The organism is Erythrobacter sanguineus, assembly GCF_900143235.1.
GTDB lineage: Bacteria > Pseudomonadota > Alphaproteobacteria > Sphingomonadales > Sphingomonadaceae > Erythrobacter > Erythrobacter sanguineus.
This window is the reverse complement of sequence record NZ_FRDF01000001.1, coordinates 228479-246466: the sequence shown is the minus strand read 5'-3', so window position 1 is coordinate 246466 and position 17988 is coordinate 228479. Positions and strand designations below refer to the sequence as shown.

Annotated in this window: 16 protein-coding genes; 3 read left to right on the top strand and 13 right to left on the bottom strand. The window is 65.3% G+C overall.

Translation table 11 applies throughout. From position 1 onward, the window contains the following. Nucleotides 1-137: 137 nt before the first annotated feature. Genes BUA05_RS01170 through BUA05_RS01125 form a run of 10 tightly spaced genes read right to left on the bottom strand, consistent with a single transcriptional unit; the run spans nt 138 to nt 12667 of the window. Nucleotides 138-1043 (bottom strand): response regulator transcription factor, encoded by a 906-nt coding sequence (locus BUA05_RS01170; protein ID WP_072672827.1) that lies wholly within the window; start codon nt 1041-1043, stop codon nt 138-140. Next, nucleotides 1040-2560 carry an ATP-binding response regulator gene (locus tag BUA05_RS01165; protein WP_143150223.1) on the bottom strand — a complete coding sequence of 507 codons (1521 nt, stop codon included), beginning with the start codon at nt 2558-2560 and terminating at the stop codon, nt 1040-1042. Before BUA05_RS01165 ends, BUA05_RS01170 begins: the two co-directional genes overlap by 4 nt. Before the next feature lie 50 nt (nt 2561-2610). Next, on the bottom strand, nt 2611-4377 hold the full coding sequence (atzF, locus tag BUA05_RS01160) for an allophanate hydrolase (RefSeq protein WP_072672825.1): 1767 nt from the start codon (nt 4375-4377) through the stop codon (nt 2611-2613). Next, a complete protein-coding gene (gene uca, locus BUA05_RS01155) occupies nt 4374-7958 on the bottom strand; it encodes an urea carboxylase (protein ID WP_072672824.1) in 3585 nt (1194 codons plus the stop codon). The genes atzF and uca overlap by 4 nt, the downstream gene beginning before the upstream one ends. Further along, the gene (locus BUA05_RS01150) at nt 7955-8590 is read right to left on the bottom strand and encodes an urea amidolyase associated protein UAAP2 (RefSeq protein WP_072672823.1); all 636 of its coding nucleotides are present in this window, start codon (nt 8588-8590) and stop codon (nt 7955-7957) included. Before BUA05_RS01150 ends, uca begins: the two co-directional genes overlap by 4 nt. 19 nt (nt 8591-8609) lie before the next feature. Further along, nucleotides 8610-9449 (bottom strand): urea amidolyase associated protein UAAP1, encoded by an 840-nt coding sequence (locus tag BUA05_RS01145; RefSeq protein WP_072672822.1) that lies wholly within the window; start codon nt 9447-9449, stop codon nt 8610-8612. Further along, nucleotides 9446-9943, bottom strand: coding sequence for a CopG family ribbon-helix-helix protein (locus BUA05_RS01140; RefSeq protein WP_072672821.1), 498 nt, complete (start codon nt 9941-9943; stop codon nt 9446-9448). The genes BUA05_RS01145 and BUA05_RS01140 overlap by 4 nt, the downstream gene beginning before the upstream one ends. A 12-nt stretch (nt 9944-9955) precedes the next feature. After that, nucleotides 9956-10729, bottom strand: coding sequence for an ABC transporter ATP-binding protein (locus BUA05_RS01135; RefSeq protein WP_072672820.1), 774 nt, complete (start codon nt 10727-10729; stop codon nt 9956-9958). Nucleotides 10730-10732: 3 nt separating this feature from the next. After that, nucleotides 10733-11548 (bottom strand): ABC transporter permease, encoded by an 816-nt coding sequence (locus BUA05_RS01130; RefSeq protein ID WP_072672819.1) that lies wholly within the window; start codon nt 11546-11548, stop codon nt 10733-10735. Nucleotides 11549-11581: 33 nt separating this feature from the next. Then, a complete protein-coding gene (locus tag BUA05_RS01125; protein WP_072672818.1) occupies nt 11582-12667 on the bottom strand; it encodes a putative urea ABC transporter substrate-binding protein in 1086 nt (361 codons plus the stop codon). 208 nt (nt 12668-12875) lie between these two features. Here BUA05_RS01125 and BUA05_RS01120 point away from each other — a divergent pair, with 208 nt between their 5' ends. Next, nucleotides 12876-13790, top strand: a complete 915-nt coding sequence (locus tag BUA05_RS01120) for a Vgb family protein (protein ID WP_245790033.1) — start codon at nt 12876-12878, stop codon at nt 13788-13790. A gap of 7 nt (nt 13791-13797) precedes the next feature. Here the strand turns inward: BUA05_RS01120 and BUA05_RS01115 are convergent, their stop codons facing one another. The 3 genes from BUA05_RS01115 to BUA05_RS01105 are packed head-to-tail and all read right to left on the bottom strand — an operon-like array spanning nt 13798 to nt 15725. Then, nucleotides 13798-14427, bottom strand: a complete 630-nt coding sequence (locus tag BUA05_RS01115) for an SOS response-associated peptidase (protein ID WP_072672817.1) — start codon at nt 14425-14427, stop codon at nt 13798-13800. 6 nt (nt 14428-14433) lie between these two features. Then, nucleotides 14434-15342, bottom strand: a complete 909-nt coding sequence (ubiA, locus tag BUA05_RS01110) for a 4-hydroxybenzoate octaprenyltransferase (RefSeq protein ID WP_072672816.1) — start codon at nt 15340-15342, stop codon at nt 14434-14436. Further along, nucleotides 15339-15725, bottom strand: a complete 387-nt coding sequence (locus BUA05_RS01105) for a hypothetical protein (protein ID WP_072672815.1) — start codon at nt 15723-15725, stop codon at nt 15339-15341. The genes ubiA and BUA05_RS01105 overlap by 4 nt, the downstream gene beginning before the upstream one ends. Before the next feature lie 39 nt (nt 15726-15764). Between BUA05_RS01105 and BUA05_RS01100 the strand changes: the two genes are divergently transcribed. Beyond that, nucleotides 15765-16523, top strand: coding sequence for a 16S rRNA (uracil(1498)-N(3))-methyltransferase (locus BUA05_RS01100; protein WP_072672814.1), 759 nt, complete (start codon nt 15765-15767; stop codon nt 16521-16523). 85 nt (nt 16524-16608) lie between these two features. Beyond that, on the top strand, nt 16609-17979 hold the full coding sequence (locus tag BUA05_RS01095; protein ID WP_072672813.1) for a glutamate--cysteine ligase: 1371 nt from the start codon (nt 16609-16611) through the stop codon (nt 17977-17979). Nucleotides 17980-17988 lie beyond the last annotated feature (9 nt).

Below are 17988 nucleotides of genomic sequence, written 5' to 3'. Positions count from 1 at the left end.
CAACAGATCGATGGGCGCCGTGTGGACAAAAATGCTGCTGACAGGACTGTCATAAAGTTCGTTATCTGCGGCCCATTTGCCGAGGAAGTGGCCGAATGACGTAGGGCCGCACGCACCTGTGCAGAACCCGCCCGCTTTCATTCGGAAAGATATCGCACCGCAATGGCGGTCGCAGCAGCGCGGGTTTCGACGCCGAGCTTGCGAAACACCTGTTCAAGATGCTTGTTCACCGTCCGCGGACTGATCCCGAGAATCTCGCTGACAGTGCGGTTGGTCTTGCCATAACTGACCCACAACAGCACCTCCGTCTCGCGCCGGGTGAGGCCGGTCTGGGCCTGCAGCAGATCCACCTTCGATGCTTCGCCGACCTCGGTGATCTTGAACAATGTCTCGTCCGGCCGGTCGCTCTCGGCAAGGGCAACCTCCAGTTCCAGCCCTGCCGCCACCACCTGCACCGCCGCGTTCGGGCCGGTCTCTGCCAGCAGCCGCAGCACCGACGCTGCGAGCGCGGCGGGCAGCGCCGCACTGTCGATTTGCCACGCCGGATCGATCCGCTGGAACAGGCTCTCGGCCTGCGGCGTGCACCAGATCAGTCCGCCCCGGCGACCGACCGCGGCAAGGCTGCGCCCCGCCCGCCCCAGCGCGAGGCGCGAACGGTAGGACGCGCGGGCATTGGCGAGATGCACCCGGATGCGCGCCAGCAATTCATCGACCACCACCGGCTTGCGGACATAATCCACCCCGCCCGTTTCAAGCGCGGCGACGACATGTTCGGGATCGGTCAGCCCGGTCATGAAAATTACCGGGATATGCCCGGTCGCCGGGTTGTGCTTGATCTGGCGGGTGGTCTCCAGTCCGCTCATGCCGGGCATCAGCGCATCCATCAGGATTAGATCGGGCGCAGCCTCCGCCAGCAACCCGAGCGTCGCTTCGCCGCTACGCGCAATCAGCACGTCCATGCCTTCTGCTTCGAGCGTATCGACCAGGAACCGCAGCGATTCCGGATTGTCGTCAACCACCAGGATGCGGTCACGCGAACTCATGCTCCGGTCTCCGTCCGGTCATCGCCCTGCCCTGCCCTGGCAAGGGTTGCCAGCGCCTTGAGGTCAAAGGCATCAAGGCGCTGGCGCATTTCGTCTGCCAATCCTGCCGCCTGCGGCCCGAGCGCCGCGATCGCATCGATCCGGGCCTCGATCGCGCGCACATGGCCGATCCGCACCAGACGCTCGATCTCGGCAAGATGGGGCTGCGCCTCGCATGCCATCAGCGCCGGCAGGCCGGTTCGCGCCGTTGGCTCTCCGGTCGCAGCCGTAGATCCGGCCTGCGGCCATTCAAGCCCGAGCTGTTCGCTGATAACGTCAAGCAGAATGTTGAAATCAAATGGCTTCATGATAAATACATCATTGGCTGGCCCCGTCCGTCCGGGCGGCCCGGAACCGGCAGTCTCACCCGACAGCATCACGATCCTGAGCATCGGGCCGTGGCGTTCGCGCAGCTTTGCGGCAATTTCCCAGCCGGTCATCGCCGGCATGGAAACATCGAGCAGGACGAGATCGGGCTGCACCTCGCCCGCCAGCACCAGACCTTGCGCCCCATCCGCGGCGGTGAAGACCCGGAAGCCGCGCGGCTCAAGCAGGCCTCGCAGCAGATCACGATGCGCGGAATCATCATCGATCAGCAGCAGCTTGCGTTCACGCCCGAGGTAGAAATTGGTGCCGCCGGATGCGGGAAGATCGGTCGGCGGCGACAGCGGCTGCGACAGCATCAGCCGCACGATGAAGCGCGAGCCTTCGCCCGGCTGGCTCTCCACCCGCATTTCGCCGCCCATGATATGCACCAGCGCCTGCGTGATCGCCAGCCCCAGCCCAATTCCGGCACGCTCGGCAGAGACGCCACCGGCGCGTTCGAACGGCAGCAGGATGCGGGCAATATCCGCTGGTGCAATACCGATGCCGCTATCCGTTACTTCGAAGGTCGCCAGCTCGTTGCGGTAATGCACCTTGAGCGTAACTTCGCCATGGTCGGTGAACTTGATCGCGTTGGACAGCAGGTTGATCAGCACCTGTCGCAGCCGCTTGGGATCGGTGCGGACGAATTCGGGCAGGGTCGGCGGCACCTCCAGCCGGAGCGCCAGCCCCTTCATCGCCGCCTGGGGTGCAAACATGTCGATCAGCTGTTCGAGAAAAGCCGGCAAACGGATCGTGTCACGTGCCAGCTTCAATGAACCGCTTTCGACCTGCGCGATATCGAGCAGCCCTTCGACCAGATTGGAAAGATGTTCGGCGCTGCGGCGGATCACCTTGCCCGCCTTCACCGCATCGCGCCCTTCGCCGCGTTCAAGCAGCTGCGCATAGCCGTAGATCGCGTTGAGCGGCGAGCGGATTTCGTGGCTGACGCTGGCGAGAAAACGGGTCTTGGCCTCGTTCGCCGCCTCGGCTGCATCCTTGGCGCGGGCAAGCGCGGTGTGATCTTCCAGCAGCTGCGCAAGCGCCTGCGCGTGCGACGTTTCGTCGCTCTCGCGCAGCCACGCCAGCAGAGCTTCGGGCGCAGGCGTATTCACGGCTGCGATCTCCGCTGGCGGCACAGGCAAGGCGCGGCGAATTCCGGCAATTACAGCCCCCCGATATAGGCCCGCCAGCCGCCGAGGTGGGTGATATCCTCCGCCCCCTCAAGCGCGCGCGGTTCGGCGACGAAACCCTTCACACTGGTGCCGTCTTCCAGCGTGACCGTGCCGATGGCAAGCGGCGGCGGCACTTCGGCGACGAAGCTGCCGAACGCTGCCATGCCCAGTTCATAGACCTCGATCGCGATGGCTGCCCCGTCGGGGCTGTGCACCAGTGCAGGCTTGGGCGGAACGGAATCGGCCATGGCATAAAGGCGATAGGTCGGCGCAGTGGTGAAGGCACCGACGAATGTCGCCTCGCGGCTGGTCAGCTGCCAGTGCAGCGGCATGCCTTCAAGATGCGCGCCGACGACAGCGAGTTTGATTTTGTCCATGTGATCTCCGGTATCGAGCGGGGGCAAGGCTGGTAAAGCTGCGGCGTCAAGGTAGGCTTCGGCCATGGCGATCAGCGCAAGGTCGCTATGTGCCGGGCCGATCAGGGTGATGCCGAAACCGGTGCCATTGGTGCGCGCCCCCGCCGGGACGGCGACCGCCACCATGTCGAGCAGGTTCACGAAATTGGTGTAGCGCCCCAGATTGCTGTTGAGCGCGACGGGCGCAGCGGCCAGTTCGGCAACACGGTAGGTGGTGCCGGTGGTGGGAAAGGCGAGCGCATCGACATCCTGCCACAAAGCCTCGGCATGGCGGGCCAGCTCGGCGAGGCGGTAGATGCCGTTCCAGACCTCGACCGCGCTGATATCCATCCCCGGTTCGACCACGCTGCGAACGACGGGATCAATCGCTTCGGGGGCTTCCCGCAGCAAGGTTTCGATCGCGGCGGTGCGCTCTGCCACCCACGGGCCGCCATAAAGCAATTGCGCGGCTTCGAGCAGCGGGGTGATGTCCACCTCGACCAGTTCGGCACTTTCAGCCAGCACGCCGAGCGCGCGGGTGTAGAGTTCCTCCGCTTGGAGGTCGCCGAAGAACACGCGCTGATCGGGCCGGGGCACGCCGATGCGCTTGCCGGTGATCGGCACATCGGCAAGCAGGCGCGAGAACGGGTCGGCGGCGTCGAAGCCCGCCACCACGCTATCGACCAGCCGCGCATCGGCGAGGCGGTCGGTGAACACGGTGATGCAGTCGATGCTGCGGCAGGCAGGCACCAGCCCGCGCGTGCTCCAGCGGCCCTTGCTGGGCTTCAATCCGACAAGGTGATTGAAGGCGGCGGGCACGCGCCCCGATCCCGCCGTATCGGTGCCGAGCGCGAAAGCGACCAGCCCCGCCGCCACCGCAACCGCCGAGCCGGAACTGGAACCGCCGCTGACAAAGGCGAGGTTGGAGGCATTGCGCGGGATGCCATAGGGGCTGCGGGTGCCGACAAGGCCGGTAGCGAACTGATCGAGATTGGTCTTGCCGATACAGATCGCGCCGGCGCTCTCCAGCCGTTCGATCACCCCGGCCGATTGTTCGGGCTGATAGGCAAAATCGGGGCAGGCGGCGGTTGTGGCAAAGCCTGCCACGTCGATATTGTCCTTCGCGGCAAACGGCACACCCGCCAGCGGCAGGTGCTCGCCTGCGCCCACGCGCGCATCGATAGCGCGCGCGGCTGCCAGCAGGGCTTGCGGCTTTTCGCGGCTGATCCACACTTGCGGCTGCACCGCGTCATAGGCGGCAAGGCGTGCGAGCGTGTCCTCGATCACCGCCACGGCGCTGGTTTCGCCTGCGTTGACGGCAGCGGCAATGGCGCTGGCGGAAAGCCGTTCGGGCGCGGTCATGGCGCTCTCCGCAAGGCCAGCATCGGCGCGCCGGGCTGAAGCGACTGGCGCTCTGTGATGTAGAGCGCGGCAATGGTGCCGCTGGTGGGGCTTTCGAAGGGGCATTCCATCTTCATCGCCTCGATCACCGCAATCACGTCGCCTGCTTCCACTTCGTCGCCGGGGCCGACCAGCAGCTTCCACACCGACCCGCCAAAGGGCGCTTCGATGAGGTCGGCGCCTTCGGGGATGTCGATCGCCGCCGCTGCGAGGGGCGCTTCTTCGGCGAGGAGGTCGCTGACCCGGTCGAATTCGCCGCTAGCCTCCCACGCGGCGCGCTCGGCATCGAAGGCGGCCTGACGCGTGGTTTCGAAGGCGGTGATGCTGTCGGCGTTTTCGGCAAGGAAGGCGCGGTAATCGGCCAGCCGGAAGGTGCTGTCCTCGACCCGGATCGAGCGCCTGCCATTGGGGAAATCGCGCCGCCAGTCGGCCAGTTCCTCTGCCGACACCGGGTAGAAACGGATCTGGTCGAAGAACCGCAACAGCCACGGCTTGCCATCGACGAAGGCGTCGGTCTGGCGGTGGGTGTTCCACACCTGAATGGTGCGCCCGAACAGCTGGTAGCCGCCCGGCCCCTCCATCCCGTAGATGCACATATAGGCTCCGCCGATCCCGACCACATTGGGCGGAGTCCAGGTGCGCGCCGGGTTGTATTTGGTGGTCACCAGCCGGTGGCGCGGATCGACCGGGGTGGCGACCGGTGCGCCAAGGTAAACGTCGCCCAGCCCGAGCACGAGGTAGCTCGCATCGAAGATCAGGCTTTCCACCGCGTCGCTATCCGCCAGGCCGTTGATGCGGCGGATGAATTCGATATTATCCGGGCACCACGGCGCATCCTTGCGCACGGCGGCCATGTATTTTTCGATGGTCTCGGTGATCGCCGGATCGCGCCAGCTCAGCGGCAGATGGACGATGCGCGAGGGAATCGTGAAGTCATCGAGATCGCCCATCGCCGCCTCGGCCTGCATCAAGGCTGCCAGCGCACGGGGTTGATCGAGCACCTTGCCATCGAAATGCAGTTGCAGCGAGCGGATGCCGGGGGTGATGTCGATCACGCCGGGGAGCGCCATATCCTCCAGCGCCTGCATCAGCGCATGGACGCGGATGCGAAGCTCGATATCCAGCACGATGTCGCCATACTCGACCAGAATGTTGCAGTCGCCCTGCTGACGATAGGTGGTGCGCGGGCGCGCACCATCGGCGGCAAACTCCGCGAGGATCGGCGAGAGGTCGGCGATTGCGCGGGCCGGGGTCGGCGCGGGGGCGACTGTCAGCGGGGCGGCGTCTGCCGTAATGGCGTCATCAATGCGGACCGGCACGAACCGCACCCGGTCATCGGGCGCAAGCTGGCCGATCATCCAGCGGTCTGCGGCAATCACGGTAAAGGGACACACAAACCCACCCAGCGAAGGCCCGTCCGGCCCGAGGATGATCGGCATGTCGCCGGTAAAATCCACCGCGCCGATGGCATAGGGATTGTCGTGGATGTTCGAGGGATGCAGCCCCGCCTCGCCCCCGTCACGCCGCGCCCATTCGGGCTTGGGGCCGACCAGCCGCACGCCGGTGCGGTTGGAATTGTAATGCACCTGCCATTCTGCCTCGAGGAAGCGGGCGATATCATCGGGCGTGAAGAAATCAGGCGCGCCGTGGGGGCCGTAAAGGACGCGCATCTCCCAGCTTTTGCCCATCTCGGGCAGGCTTTCGGCCACCGCACGCGTGGCCGTTTCCGCCTGCCCCAGATGCAGCACATCGCCCGCCACCAGCGCCCGCGCCGCATGGCCGCCAAACTGCCCGAGGGTAAAGGTGCTGGCGCTGCCGAGATAGGCCGGAATGTCCAGCCCGCCCGCAAACAGGATGTATCCGCGCATCCCGCCCCCCGAGACTCTGCCCATGGTGAGCGTCTGTCCCGCCGCGATATCGAGTGGCTGGCCGAGCGCGACAGGCTGACCATCGAGCTTCGCGCCGAAATCCGCGCCGGTCAGACAGATGCGTGCGGCGCTTTCGAACAGCAGGCTTGGCCCGCTGGCGGTGATCTCCAGCCCGGCGGTCCCTTCGGGGTTGCCGAGCAGCAGGTTGCCGAGCCTAAGCGAGCGATCATCCATCGGCCCCGAAGGCGGCACGCCGACGTCCCACAGGCCCAGCCGTCCGGGCCAATCCTGCACCGTGGTAGAGGTGCCACCAGAAATCACACGGATGCTGGCTGGCCCATGTGCCACGCCGGCGAGCAGCCGCGTGGTCACCGCGCCGCTGATGAAGCGTTCCTCGCGCAGCACATCGCGCAGCCAGCGCAGGTTGGTCTCGATCCCGTCGATTCGGCTGGCGGCCAGCGCATTCTGCATGGCGGCAATCGCATCTTCGCGCGTTGCGGCATAAGTGATCAGCTTGGCGAGCATGGGATCGTACCACGCGCTCACGTTGGTGCCTGCCATCACCCATGTCTCGGCGCGAATATCGCCGGGGAAGACGACATTGGTGAGCGTGCCGGTGGTCGGACGGTAGTCCAGCGCCGGGTCTTCGGCATAGAGCCGCACCTGCACCGCATGGCCCTTTGGCGTGGGCGCTGGCGCATCGAGGAAGGCAAAATCGCCGCCCGCGCCGCGGATCATCCATTCGACCAGATCGATCCCCATCACTTCCTCGGTGACGCCGTGTTCGACCTGCAGCCTTGTGTTCATTTCAAGGAAGAAGAATTCCGCCCGGTCGGCATCGAACAGGAATTCCACCGTTCCGGCGGAAAGATACCCCGCCGCCTCGCCCAGCCGCACCGCCGCCGCGATCAACTCGCCGCGCTTGGTGTCGGCGAGGCAGGGCGCTGGCGCTTCCTCCACCACCTTCTGGTTGCGGCGCTGCAGCGAACAGTCGCGTTCCCCCAGCGGCATGACGCGGCCCTTGCCGTCGCCGAAGATTTGCACCTCGATATGGCGGGCGTTGGCGATGTAACGTTCAAGGAACACGCCTGCATCGCCGAAACTCGCCTCGCCCTGCCGCACCACGGTGGCAAAGCCTTCGCGCACCGAAGCTTCATCGCCGCAGATCCGCATCCCGATCCCGCCGCCGCCCGCTGTCGCCTTGAGCATCACCGGATAGCCGATCCTCGCGGCGGCCTCGGCGGCTTCGTCTTCGCCGGTCAGCAGACCGGTGCCGGGGGCAAGCGGCAGGTCATGCGCCGCAGCCAGAGCGCGGGCGGAATGCTTGAGACCGAAGGTGCGGATATTGTCGGGCGTCGGGCCGATAAAGGCGATCCCGGCGGCCGCGCAGGCTTCGGCGAATTCGGCGTTTTCGGCAAGGAAGCCATAGCCCGGATGGATCGCGCCTGCGCCGGTGTCCTTCGCGGCTTTCAGGATCGCAGGCACGTTCAGATAGCTTTCGGCTGCAGGCGCGGGGCCGATGCACACCGCCGCATCGGCCTGCGCCACATGAAGCGATCCTGCATCTGCCTCGGAATAGACCGCCACGACACGCAATCCCATCCGCTTGCACGTGCGGATGATCCGGGTGGCGATCGCGCCCCGGTTCGCCACCAGAACCGTGTCAAAGTTCATGCGGCGACGATCATGCGCACGGGCGTGGGGTTGAAGGCGTTGCAGGGATTGTTGATCTGCGGGCAGTTGGAAACCACCACGATCACATCCATTTCGGCGCGCAGATCGACCGTCAGGCCGGGCGCGGAAATCCCGTCGACAATGCCCAGCGTCCCGTCATCCTCGACCGGCACGTTCATGAAGAAGTTGATGTTGGGCACCATGTCGCGCTTTCCGCGGCCTTCCCACAGGTTGGCTTCGAGGAAGTTTTCAACGCAGGCGTGCTGCGACTTGGTGTGATGGCCATAACGCAAAGTATTGGATTCGCACGAGCACGCGCCGCCGATGGTGTCATGATATTCGACCGCGCTGCCGGTGATGGTCATCATCGGGCGGCCTTCGTTCGACAGCAGCACTGTGCCAGTGCGCAGGAACAGGTTGCCCTGTGCCGCCACGGTGTCCTGCGCCGAGTAACGCTCGGCATCGTCGGCGGCGGCATAGATCAGGAAATCAACCGCCTGATTGCCTTCGACATCGACGATCCTGAGCGTCTGCCCGGCCGCAACATGGTGCAGCCACGGCGCGCGGGCGGGGACGATTTCGTCATGGACGATGCGTTCGGAAAGGCCGGAGAGGGCCGGGTCTTCAGTCATTGCTATGAATGCTTCCTGCTCAGCGGCGGTAATAGTCTTCGACATTGAGGAAAGCGCGCTGCCCTTCTGGCGTGGCGTTGCGCAGCGTGTCTTGTTCGGGGGTGAGAGCGCCGCGCCATGCGGTGGCGCGCAAGGGTGTCGAGTGCCATTCGGGGCGCGGATCGCGCACATGGGGGCAATTGGCGATCGCCACGATCACATCCATCTCGGCGCGCAAGGTCAGCGCGCGTCCCGGCGCGAAGGGGCCGATGATCGGTGCGATCGCGCCATCGGCTTCGATCCGGGTGCCCTTGAACAGGTTGACGCACGGATGGACATCGCGCCGGGTCAATCCGTGCTTCGCTGCGCCAAGGATCAGCCGGTCGCGCCCGTTGGGATAATCCCCGCTGTTGCGCCCTTCCCCGTATTTCGCGGCGTTGGTCGCGGCATTGGAGGTGCCGCAGAAGGCATCATGGGTTTCGGCATCATCGGCAAGGATGCTCATCATCACCCGCCCCATATCCGACAGCAGCAGTTTGCCGACACCGAGATAGGCGTTCCACTGAACCTTCACGGTGTCGGCAACATTGAGCCGTTCGGTCGGCAATTCTGCGTTGAAGATGTTGAGGCTGGCACAGGCATCGCCGCGCGTGTCGATCAGGCGCAGGCGCGTGCCGCGCGCAATCCGGCGCGAGGCATAGCCGCCAGGCGCGATGGTTTCTTCCCACAGCAGATCGGCAGGCGCGACGCCATCGGGCAGATCATCGGCGGCAGGCGGAAGGATCGGCATTGCATCGACACGGGTTCCCCCTTGCGCACGGGCATGGTCGCGCGCGGCCTTCGGATCGCCCAGAACTTGAGCAGAGGGTGTCTGGCTCATTCGGCGGCCTCCCGTCCGGCGGTCTCGTCGGGCCCGTCTTGCTCGTGCAGCGGCGGCAGCAGCGCGGTGGTGGTGACCAGCTGCAATTCCTGCACGCCGCGGATGGTGCGCAATGCATCACAAAGCTGCTTCAGCCGCACCGCCGGGCCCTGCACCAGCAACACTTCCAGTGACTGGTCCTGTTCTAGGAACACGTGCTGCGAGGAGATCACCTCTTTCAGGTAATCAGATTGTGTTTCAGCCAGTTGCTGACGAACCCGCCCGCCGCCGCCGGCGTAGACGATGGTGACAGTGCCTGCCAGCATGTCTTCAGGACGGGTCAGCGCCTCATGCTCGGCCAGCGCATGGCGGATCAGTTCGGCGATCAGCTGCGAACGCGACGGCAATCCGCGTTCCTCGACCATCACGTCGAGCTGGCGGAACAGCTCGGCCGGAAGGCTCATCGAAAGACGGGCAAGTCTGGCGGGTTCGGGGCGGGAAGGCTCGGTGCTCATCGGTAGACTATCTCAATTATTACCATTCTTGTCAATCGTAATACCCGCTTCCATTTCCGCCTCGGCCGCCATTCTGCGCGTCAAGGCAATGTCGTAAATCACCCCCGCGCCATAGCGGTGCGGCGCGTGCGGATCGTGGCGGCGCTTGTCGAGCGTGAGCACCCGCGTGCCGAGGCCGAAGGCTTCCTTGATGTCATGCGTCACCATCACGATGGTCAGCCCGAATTCGCGCCACAGCCGGGTGATCAGCGTGTGCATATCGGTGCGGATGCCCGGATCGAGCGCGCCGAAGGGTTCATCCAGCAGCAGGATGCGCGGCCGCTTGATCAGCGCCTGCGCGATGGCGAGACGCTGCTGCATTCCGCCCGACATTTCGGTGGGGTAGAGGTCGAGGCTGTCTGACAGGCCGACCGCTGCGAGCATCTCTTCCGCCTGGGCAACGGCAGCCTTGCGGGCGCTGCCGAACAGGCGGGCGGTAAGCGGTGCCTGCGCAAATTCCAGCCCCAGCAAGGTGTTGCCCAGCACTGTCAGATGCGGGAACACCGAATAGCGCTGGAACACCACCCCGCGATCCGGCCCGCATTCCGCCGGGAGCGGCTTGCCGTCGAGGGTGATATTGCCCCGGCTCGGCTGATCCTGCCCGAGGATGACGCGCAAAAGGCTGCTCTTGCCCGCGCCCGATGGCCCGATGATTGATACGAAGGCGCCCTCGGCAATGTCGAGCGAAATCCGTTCGAGCACGACCTTTTCGCCATATTCGACCCAGACGTTTGTCAGGCTCAACATGGCTCAGTGTCCCGCCTTGTGCGCCCAGCCGAACAGGCTGCGGCTGGTGCGGGTGAGCAGGAAATCGATGGCAACGGCCAGCAGCGCGATCCACGCGACATAGGGCAGGATCACGTCCATCGCGAGGTAACGCCGGACAAGAAAGATGCGATAGCCAAGGCCCACGTCCGCCGCGATGGCCTCGGCCGATATCAGGAACACCCACGCCGGGCCGAGCGACAGCCGCAAGGCCTGGATAAGCCGCGGCATCGCCTGCGGCAGCGCAACGCGCAGCAGCAATTGCCAGCTCGACGCGCCCAATGTCAGCGCCTTTACCACCTGTTCACGCGGAAGCGCGGCGATATGCCCGGCCACATCGCGGATCATGAAAGGCGCGATACCCACCACGATCAAGGCAACTTTGGCGGTTTCGCCCAGCCCGAAGGTGATGAACAGGATCGGCAACAGCGCAATCGGCGGGATCACCGCAATGGCCGTGACCGTCGGCCCGAAGGTCGCCCGCACCGGCGGCAGCGCGCCCAGCACCAGCCCCACCAGCAGCGCCGAAAGCGTCGCAATGCCAAGGCCCATGCCCAGCCGGCTGAGGCTGGCCAGCGTATCGGCCCAGAACAGATACTGCCCCGAAAGCGGATCGGGCTCGAACACCAGCGCCGCCATCGCGCTGGCCATCGCGCCGGGCAGGGGCAGGATCTTGTCGGAAGGATTGGCCGCATGGCGGCTGGCGGCGGCGATGACATAGGTCAGCGCCAGCACCGCCAGCGGCAGCGCGCCCAGCAACAGCGCATTGCCGCGCCCGATCGTGCGGTTTACCCAGCGCATCCGCGTTTGCCTGCCGCTATCCGCCCGGCGCCCTTACAGCGCCCCTTCCGCTGCCAGCTGCATGAAGGTTGGGTCGAAACGCAAGGTGATATTGCCTTCATCGCCCAGCGTCTTGCCGCCGGGAAATTCCATGCCCACCGCATCGGCAGAACGCGCGCCCTGCCCGAACAGGCCCTGGGCAAAGCTGAAATCGCGCACCCGGGTCATGGTGGTGACCAGATCAGGCGAACCCATCGCCGCCACGGCGGCTGCCGGGTCAGTGTAAAGATAGGTCGTGGCCAGCTGGCCCTCAAAAGCTTCGGATGTCGTCCCGGCAAGCTTCGCCATAGCCGCGCGTGCGGCGGCACCCTCGGCATCCTGCTTCGCCATCAGGGTCATAGTTTCATACCAGATCCCCGCCAGCGCCTTGCCGAGGTTGGGATTGGCCTTGAGCGTGGCGGTATCGACCACCAGCAGATCGAGAATCTCGCCCGGAATATCGGCCGAAGTGAACACCGCGGTCGTGCCCGGCACGCCCTTCATGGTGGTGACCTGCGGGTTCCACGCCACCGCCGCAGTGATCTCCGGCGAGGAGAACGCCCCGGCGATATCCGCGTCCGAGGTGTTCATCGTCTTCACGTCGGTCATCGCCAGGCCATTGGTCTCCAGCGCGCGGGCGAGCAGATAATGCGACACCGAAAGCTCGACCAGATAGACATCGCGCCCCTTGATCGCGGAGGTCTTGCTTGCGTCTTTCAGCAGCACCGCATCATTGCCGTTGGAATAATCGCCGAGGATGATCGCGCTGGTATCCTTGCCGCCCGCTGCCGGAATGGTCAGCGCATCCATGTTGGCGACCGTCACCCCGTCAAGCTTGCCTGCGGTGTACTGGTTGACCGATTCGACATAGTCATTGACCTGCACGAAGTTGATTTCGAGCCCGTATTTGTCGGCCCACTTCTTCACGATTCCGGACTGTTCGGCATAGGGCCAGGGCATCCACCCGGCATAGATCGACCAGCCAATGTTGAATTCAGTCCGAGGTTCTGCTGCTTCATCGCCCGAAGGCGTGCAAGCTGCCACCGCCAGCGCGCAGGCAATGAGGAACAAACGGGCCGCGCGGTTCGCCAAGTGAAGCATGAATCGGATTCCTTTCGCAAGCGCAGCATCACCCCATCGGCAGCATTTGTCTATGGGGAATTATTACGATTGCCAAGAAATGTAATATGCCTATCCTTCACGTCACACTGGCCGAAAGTTGCGCCTGCCTGCGCAGCGTCGCGTCCAGCGCCTCATGGAAAGGAATGCGATGGCCAAACGCCCGGCAGCACGCCCCCTCTCGTTAATAATGGCCTCGGCCCTGATGGCATCCTGCGCTGCCGAAGAGCCGCCGCCGCCCGCGACCGGCGCTGCGCCCGATCTGGTGGAAAAGGCGCTCGAAGTGCCGGGTTTCGCCGATTTCATCGCAATCGATGGCGATACGGCATGGGTCACCAATGATGGCCGGGTGGAGCAATGGTCCACCACCGAAAAGCTCGCCAGCTTCGCCGTCCCGCGCCCCTGCGGCACGATGGCGATTGCCGAAGGGTCGCTGTGGGTCGCCAATTGCAAGGGCGCGGAAATCTATCGCATCAATCTTCAAAGTGCCGAGCTGGAAGCCAAGGTCGCCAGTGGTCTGGCCAACCCGAAGGGCGAAACCAACGTGGTCGCCGGGGCTGGATCAGTCTGGGTCGCGAGCGATCCGGCCGGAAAGGTCGCCCGCATTGACCCTGCCACCAACGCGGTGATCGCCACCATCGATGTCGTGCCCGAGACCTGGTATCTCGCCTTCGGGTTCGATGCGATCTGGGTGGTCAGCAGCGAAGGAAAGCTGCTGCAGAAGATCGATCCTGCCACCAACACCGTGGTCGGCACGGTCGCGCTGGGCGCTACGCCGGGTTTCCTTGCCGCAGGCGAAGGCGCGGTCTGGGTACAGGAACAGGGCGATGGCACGGTCGCCAAGGTCGATCCGGCGGCGCTGACGGTGGCGGGCCGCACCAAGGTTGGCGACAATCTCAAATGGGGCGATATCGATACCGGCGACGGGGCGGTGTGGCTGCGCACCACCGATGATCAGACCATGGTTGTGATCGACGCCGCAACGCTCGAAATCCGGGCGCGGATGGGTGATGCGGTGGGCAGCGGCGCGCTGCGCTACACGCCGGCGGGCGTGTGGACGTCGGCGCATGATAACCAGACCCTGTCGTGGTGGAGCGCGCCCTAAGGCGGGGTTACAGCAGTCCCGGCTGGGCGGCGCTTCCCCGCGCCCACGGCTGCTCGGTGTGATCGACGGCAAGCAGGCCGTCCCATGCGCGGCACAGCATCAGCGCCGCCTCGGGTTCGGCGGTGAGCCAGCGGGTCTGATCCTCCGGCCCGAGCAGCACCGGCATCCGGCTGTGCACCGCTTCGGCAGCCGATCCGGCGCTGTCCGTCATCACCATGGAATGGCACGCGCCCCATTCGTCCGATTCCCGCCACACCCCGGCGACGGCGAACAGCGGCGCATCGGGCACCGAAATCCACGTGCGGGTCATCCGCCCCTTGGCCCCTTGCGCCTCGGCCCAGCCAGTGAGCGGGATCAGGCAGCGGCGCTGCAAAAAGGACTCGCGCCAGAAGAAGGTGGAAAGCTTGTCAGCCCGCGCGTTGTTGACGGGTTTGGGCTTCAGTGGCTGGCCCTGCTTGCCCTTGAGCACCAACGGAAAGCCCCAGGTCATCGCCCGCACTTCGCCCCCGGCGACGACCAGTCCGGGGTAGCCGGGATAGACCTCCGCCCCGAAATTCGCCCCGCCCGCCACATCCACCGCATCAAACCACGCGGCGACCTCGCTGGCGTTTTTCGTCATGCGATAGAGGTTGCACATCGCCGCTCAGGCTCCGGCGTTCCCGACCACGAAACAGGCCGCCGCCATCAGTGCTCCGGCCCAGCGATTGGACCGGAACCGGGCGAGCGGGTTGGCGGGATCGTCGGCATCGAGGCTCGCAATCTGCCACGCCAGATGCCCGGCCACCGGCAGCAGCGCGAGGCAAGCCAGCGGATCGGGGCGATAAAGCCAGAAACCCAATGCCCACAGGGCTACCGCTCCGCCATAGAACCCGGCAATCCCCGCATGCACCCTTGCCCCCATCGCCAGCGCCGAGGAACGGATGCCGACCATTGCATCATCCTCGCGGTCTTGCAGGGCATAGATCGTGTCGTAGCCGATCACCCAGCAGATGCACCCGGCGTAAACACAGGCCAGCGCATCCCAGTTGTCCCAGCGCAGTTCGGTCCACCCGACCAGCAGGCCCCAGTTGAACACCATCCCCAGCCACGCCTGCGGCCACCAGGTGATCCGCTTCATGAAGGGATAGGCCGCGACCAGCGCCAGACTGCCAAGCGCAACCACCTGCGCCTGCCAGCGCAGTTGCAACAGCACCACAAGCCCGACGAGGCACAGGCTGACCAGCCAGCCCCACGCGAGCTTCTTCGACACCCGCCCACTCGCCACCGGGCGGGCAGCCGTGCGGGCCACTTGCCGGTCAAGATCGGCATCGACAATGTCATTATAAACGCACCCCGCCCCGCGCATCGCGATGGAGCCTGCCAGCAGCCAGCCGAGCAGCGCAAGTTGCGGTCCCGCGCCCGCCAGCCACACGCCGAAAACGCAGGGCCAGAACAACAGCCACCAACCAATTGGCCGGTCGAACCGCGCCAGCATGGCAAGATCACGCGGCAACTGCGGCAGGCGTGCGATCAGGCCGCGGTGTTCGCTGTCGGGCACGATCTGCTCGCTCATGCCCGCTTTTCCTCGGCCCGCGCTGCACGCCAGCCCCACAGGGCCAGCGCGAACATCGTGATGTTCCCGGCGAAATCGAGCATCCCGATCGACGTCAGCACCGGCACTTCGAAATGGAAGTACCAGTTGAAACCGAAGAACGGCAGCAGCAAAGCCGCAAAGACCAGAAAGGCGCGGGCGCTCCAGCGCGTGATCAGCGCCATCAAGCCGAACAGCACGGCCTGCGAGCCGAAGCAGGCCATGGTGAACCGCGTGAGGTAATTGCTGTCGCGATAGCCTTCGGTCACGGCCAGTTCGATCACGCTCGCCGGGGCGAACAGCGCCCAGCCGCCCAGAGCCAGAAACACGGCAGCGATCAGGAATTGGGCAATGCGTGCGGACATGACTTGCTCCCTAGCGGGCCGAGCGCCTAGTGCAAAGCCATGCCCGCCACGCACCAACCAAGGGTTCCGGCCTGGCCCCCGAAAAGCGCCCCGCGCCTGTTTGTGCCTGATGAACTGGGCACAGGCCGCCTTGTCGCGCTCGATGGGCCGCAGGCGCATTATCTCGGCAAGGTGATGCGGGTGCGCGAAGGCGAGATCGTGATCCTATGCGACGACATCACCGGCGAATGGGCGGCGCGGGTCGGACAGGTCGGCAAGCGCGACGTGGTGCTGGAAGTCGGCGAAATGCTCCGCCCGCGCGAAGCTGTGCCCGATCTGTGGCTGTGCCCGGCGCTACTCAAGAAAGACCGCTTCGACTTCGTGCTCGAAAAGGCGACCGAACTGGGGGCAGCGCGCATTCAGCCGCTCGTCACCCGCCGATGCGTGGCCGACAAGCTCAACCTCGAGCGCGCCCGCGCCATCACCATCGAGGCTGCCGAACAATGCGCCCGCACCGCGCTGCCAACGCTGGCCGAGCCGGTAAAGTTGGACGCGCTGCTGGCGACTTGGCCGCCGGAACGTGCGCTTTATTTCGCCGATGAAAATGGCGGCGAACCTGCCGCCGCCGCCTTTGCCGCCCATTCCGGCCCTGCCGCGATCCTCACCGGCCCCGAAGGCGGCTTCGACGAGGCCGAACGCGCGGCGATCCGCGCCCGCCCGCAAGCGCGCCCGATCACCCTCGGTCCGCGTATCCTGCGCGGTGAGACCGCCGCCCTTGCCGCGCTCGCGGTGTGGATGGCACAAGCGGGCGACTGGTAGCGCCGCTTCGCCCCCGCAAACACGTTTTGCGCTTCCCACGGCTGAACCGGTTTTCTAAGGCAACCGGCCAAAGAGGGCACCTTCGATGAGCACACGCGAAACCAGCACCGCAGATGATCCGGTCATCGAAAGCTTCGACCAGCTCGTCGCGCCGATGGTCGGCGGCGAAAAGCCTCCCGCCGACTGGCGCATCGGCACCGAGCACGAAAAGCTGGTCTACAAGCGCGATGATCACCGCGCCCCGTCCTATGACGAACCCTGCGGCATCCGCGACCTGCTGAAAGGCCTTGAGCAATTCGGCTGGGAACCGGTCGAGGAAGGCGGGAATGTCATCGCCTTGAAAGGCACCGATGGCGCGGTCAGCCTGGAACCCGCCGGACAGCTCGAATTGTCAGGCGCACCGCTGGAAAACCTGCACCAGACCTGCGCTGAAACCGGGCGGCATCTGGAACAGGTCAAGGCCGTCGGCGAAAAATGCGGGGTCGGCTATCTCGGCCTCGGAATGTGGCCTGACAAGACCCGCGAAGAATTGCCGATCATGCCCAAGGGCCGCTATGACATCATGCTGCGGCACATGCCGCGCGTGGGCAGCATGGGCCTCGACATGATGCTGCGCACCTGCACCATTCAGGTCAATCTCGACTACCAGTCAGAAGCCGACATGGTGCAGAAATTCCGCGTCGGTCTCGCGCTGCAACCGCTGGCGACGGCGCTGTTCGCCAATTCGCCGTTCACCGAAGGCAAGCCCAACGGGTTCCTGTCCTACCGTTCGCATATCTGGTCGGATACTGATCCGGCGCGCACGGGGATGCTGCCTTTCGTGTTCGAGGATGGCTTCGGCTACGAACGCTGGGCGCGGTATATGCTCGATGTGCCGATGTATTTCGTGTTCCGCGACGGCAAGTATATCGATGCAGCGGGGCTTTCCTTCCGCGATTTCCTCGACGGCAAATTGTCCGTCCTGCCCGGCGAACGCCCGACCCAGAGCGACTGGTGGGATCACCTCTCGACCGCCTTCCCCGAAGTGCGGCTCAAAAGCTTCCTCGAAATGCGCGGCGCGGATGGCGGGCCGTGGAACCGGATCTGCGCGCTACCGGCCTTCTGGGTCGGTCTGCTTTATGACCAAGGCGCGCTCGATGCGGCGTGGGATCTGGTCAAGGGCTGGACGATGGAAGAACGCGAGGCGCTGCGCAGCGCCGCGCCCCGGCTGGCGCTGGATGCGCCCGTCCCCGGCGGCGGCACCTTGCGCGATATCGGGCGCGAGGCACTGGCCATTGCGCACAAGGGGCTGGCGGCGCGCGCGCGGCTCAATTCGTCAGGCGACAATGAAACCGGCTTCCTCGATACGCTCGATGAAATCGTGGCGAGCGGCAAGGTGCCCGCACAGCGCCTGCTTGATGCTTACCACGGGGAATGGAACGGGGATGTCAGCCGGGTGTACGAACAGTCGTTCTGAAACGCAGCG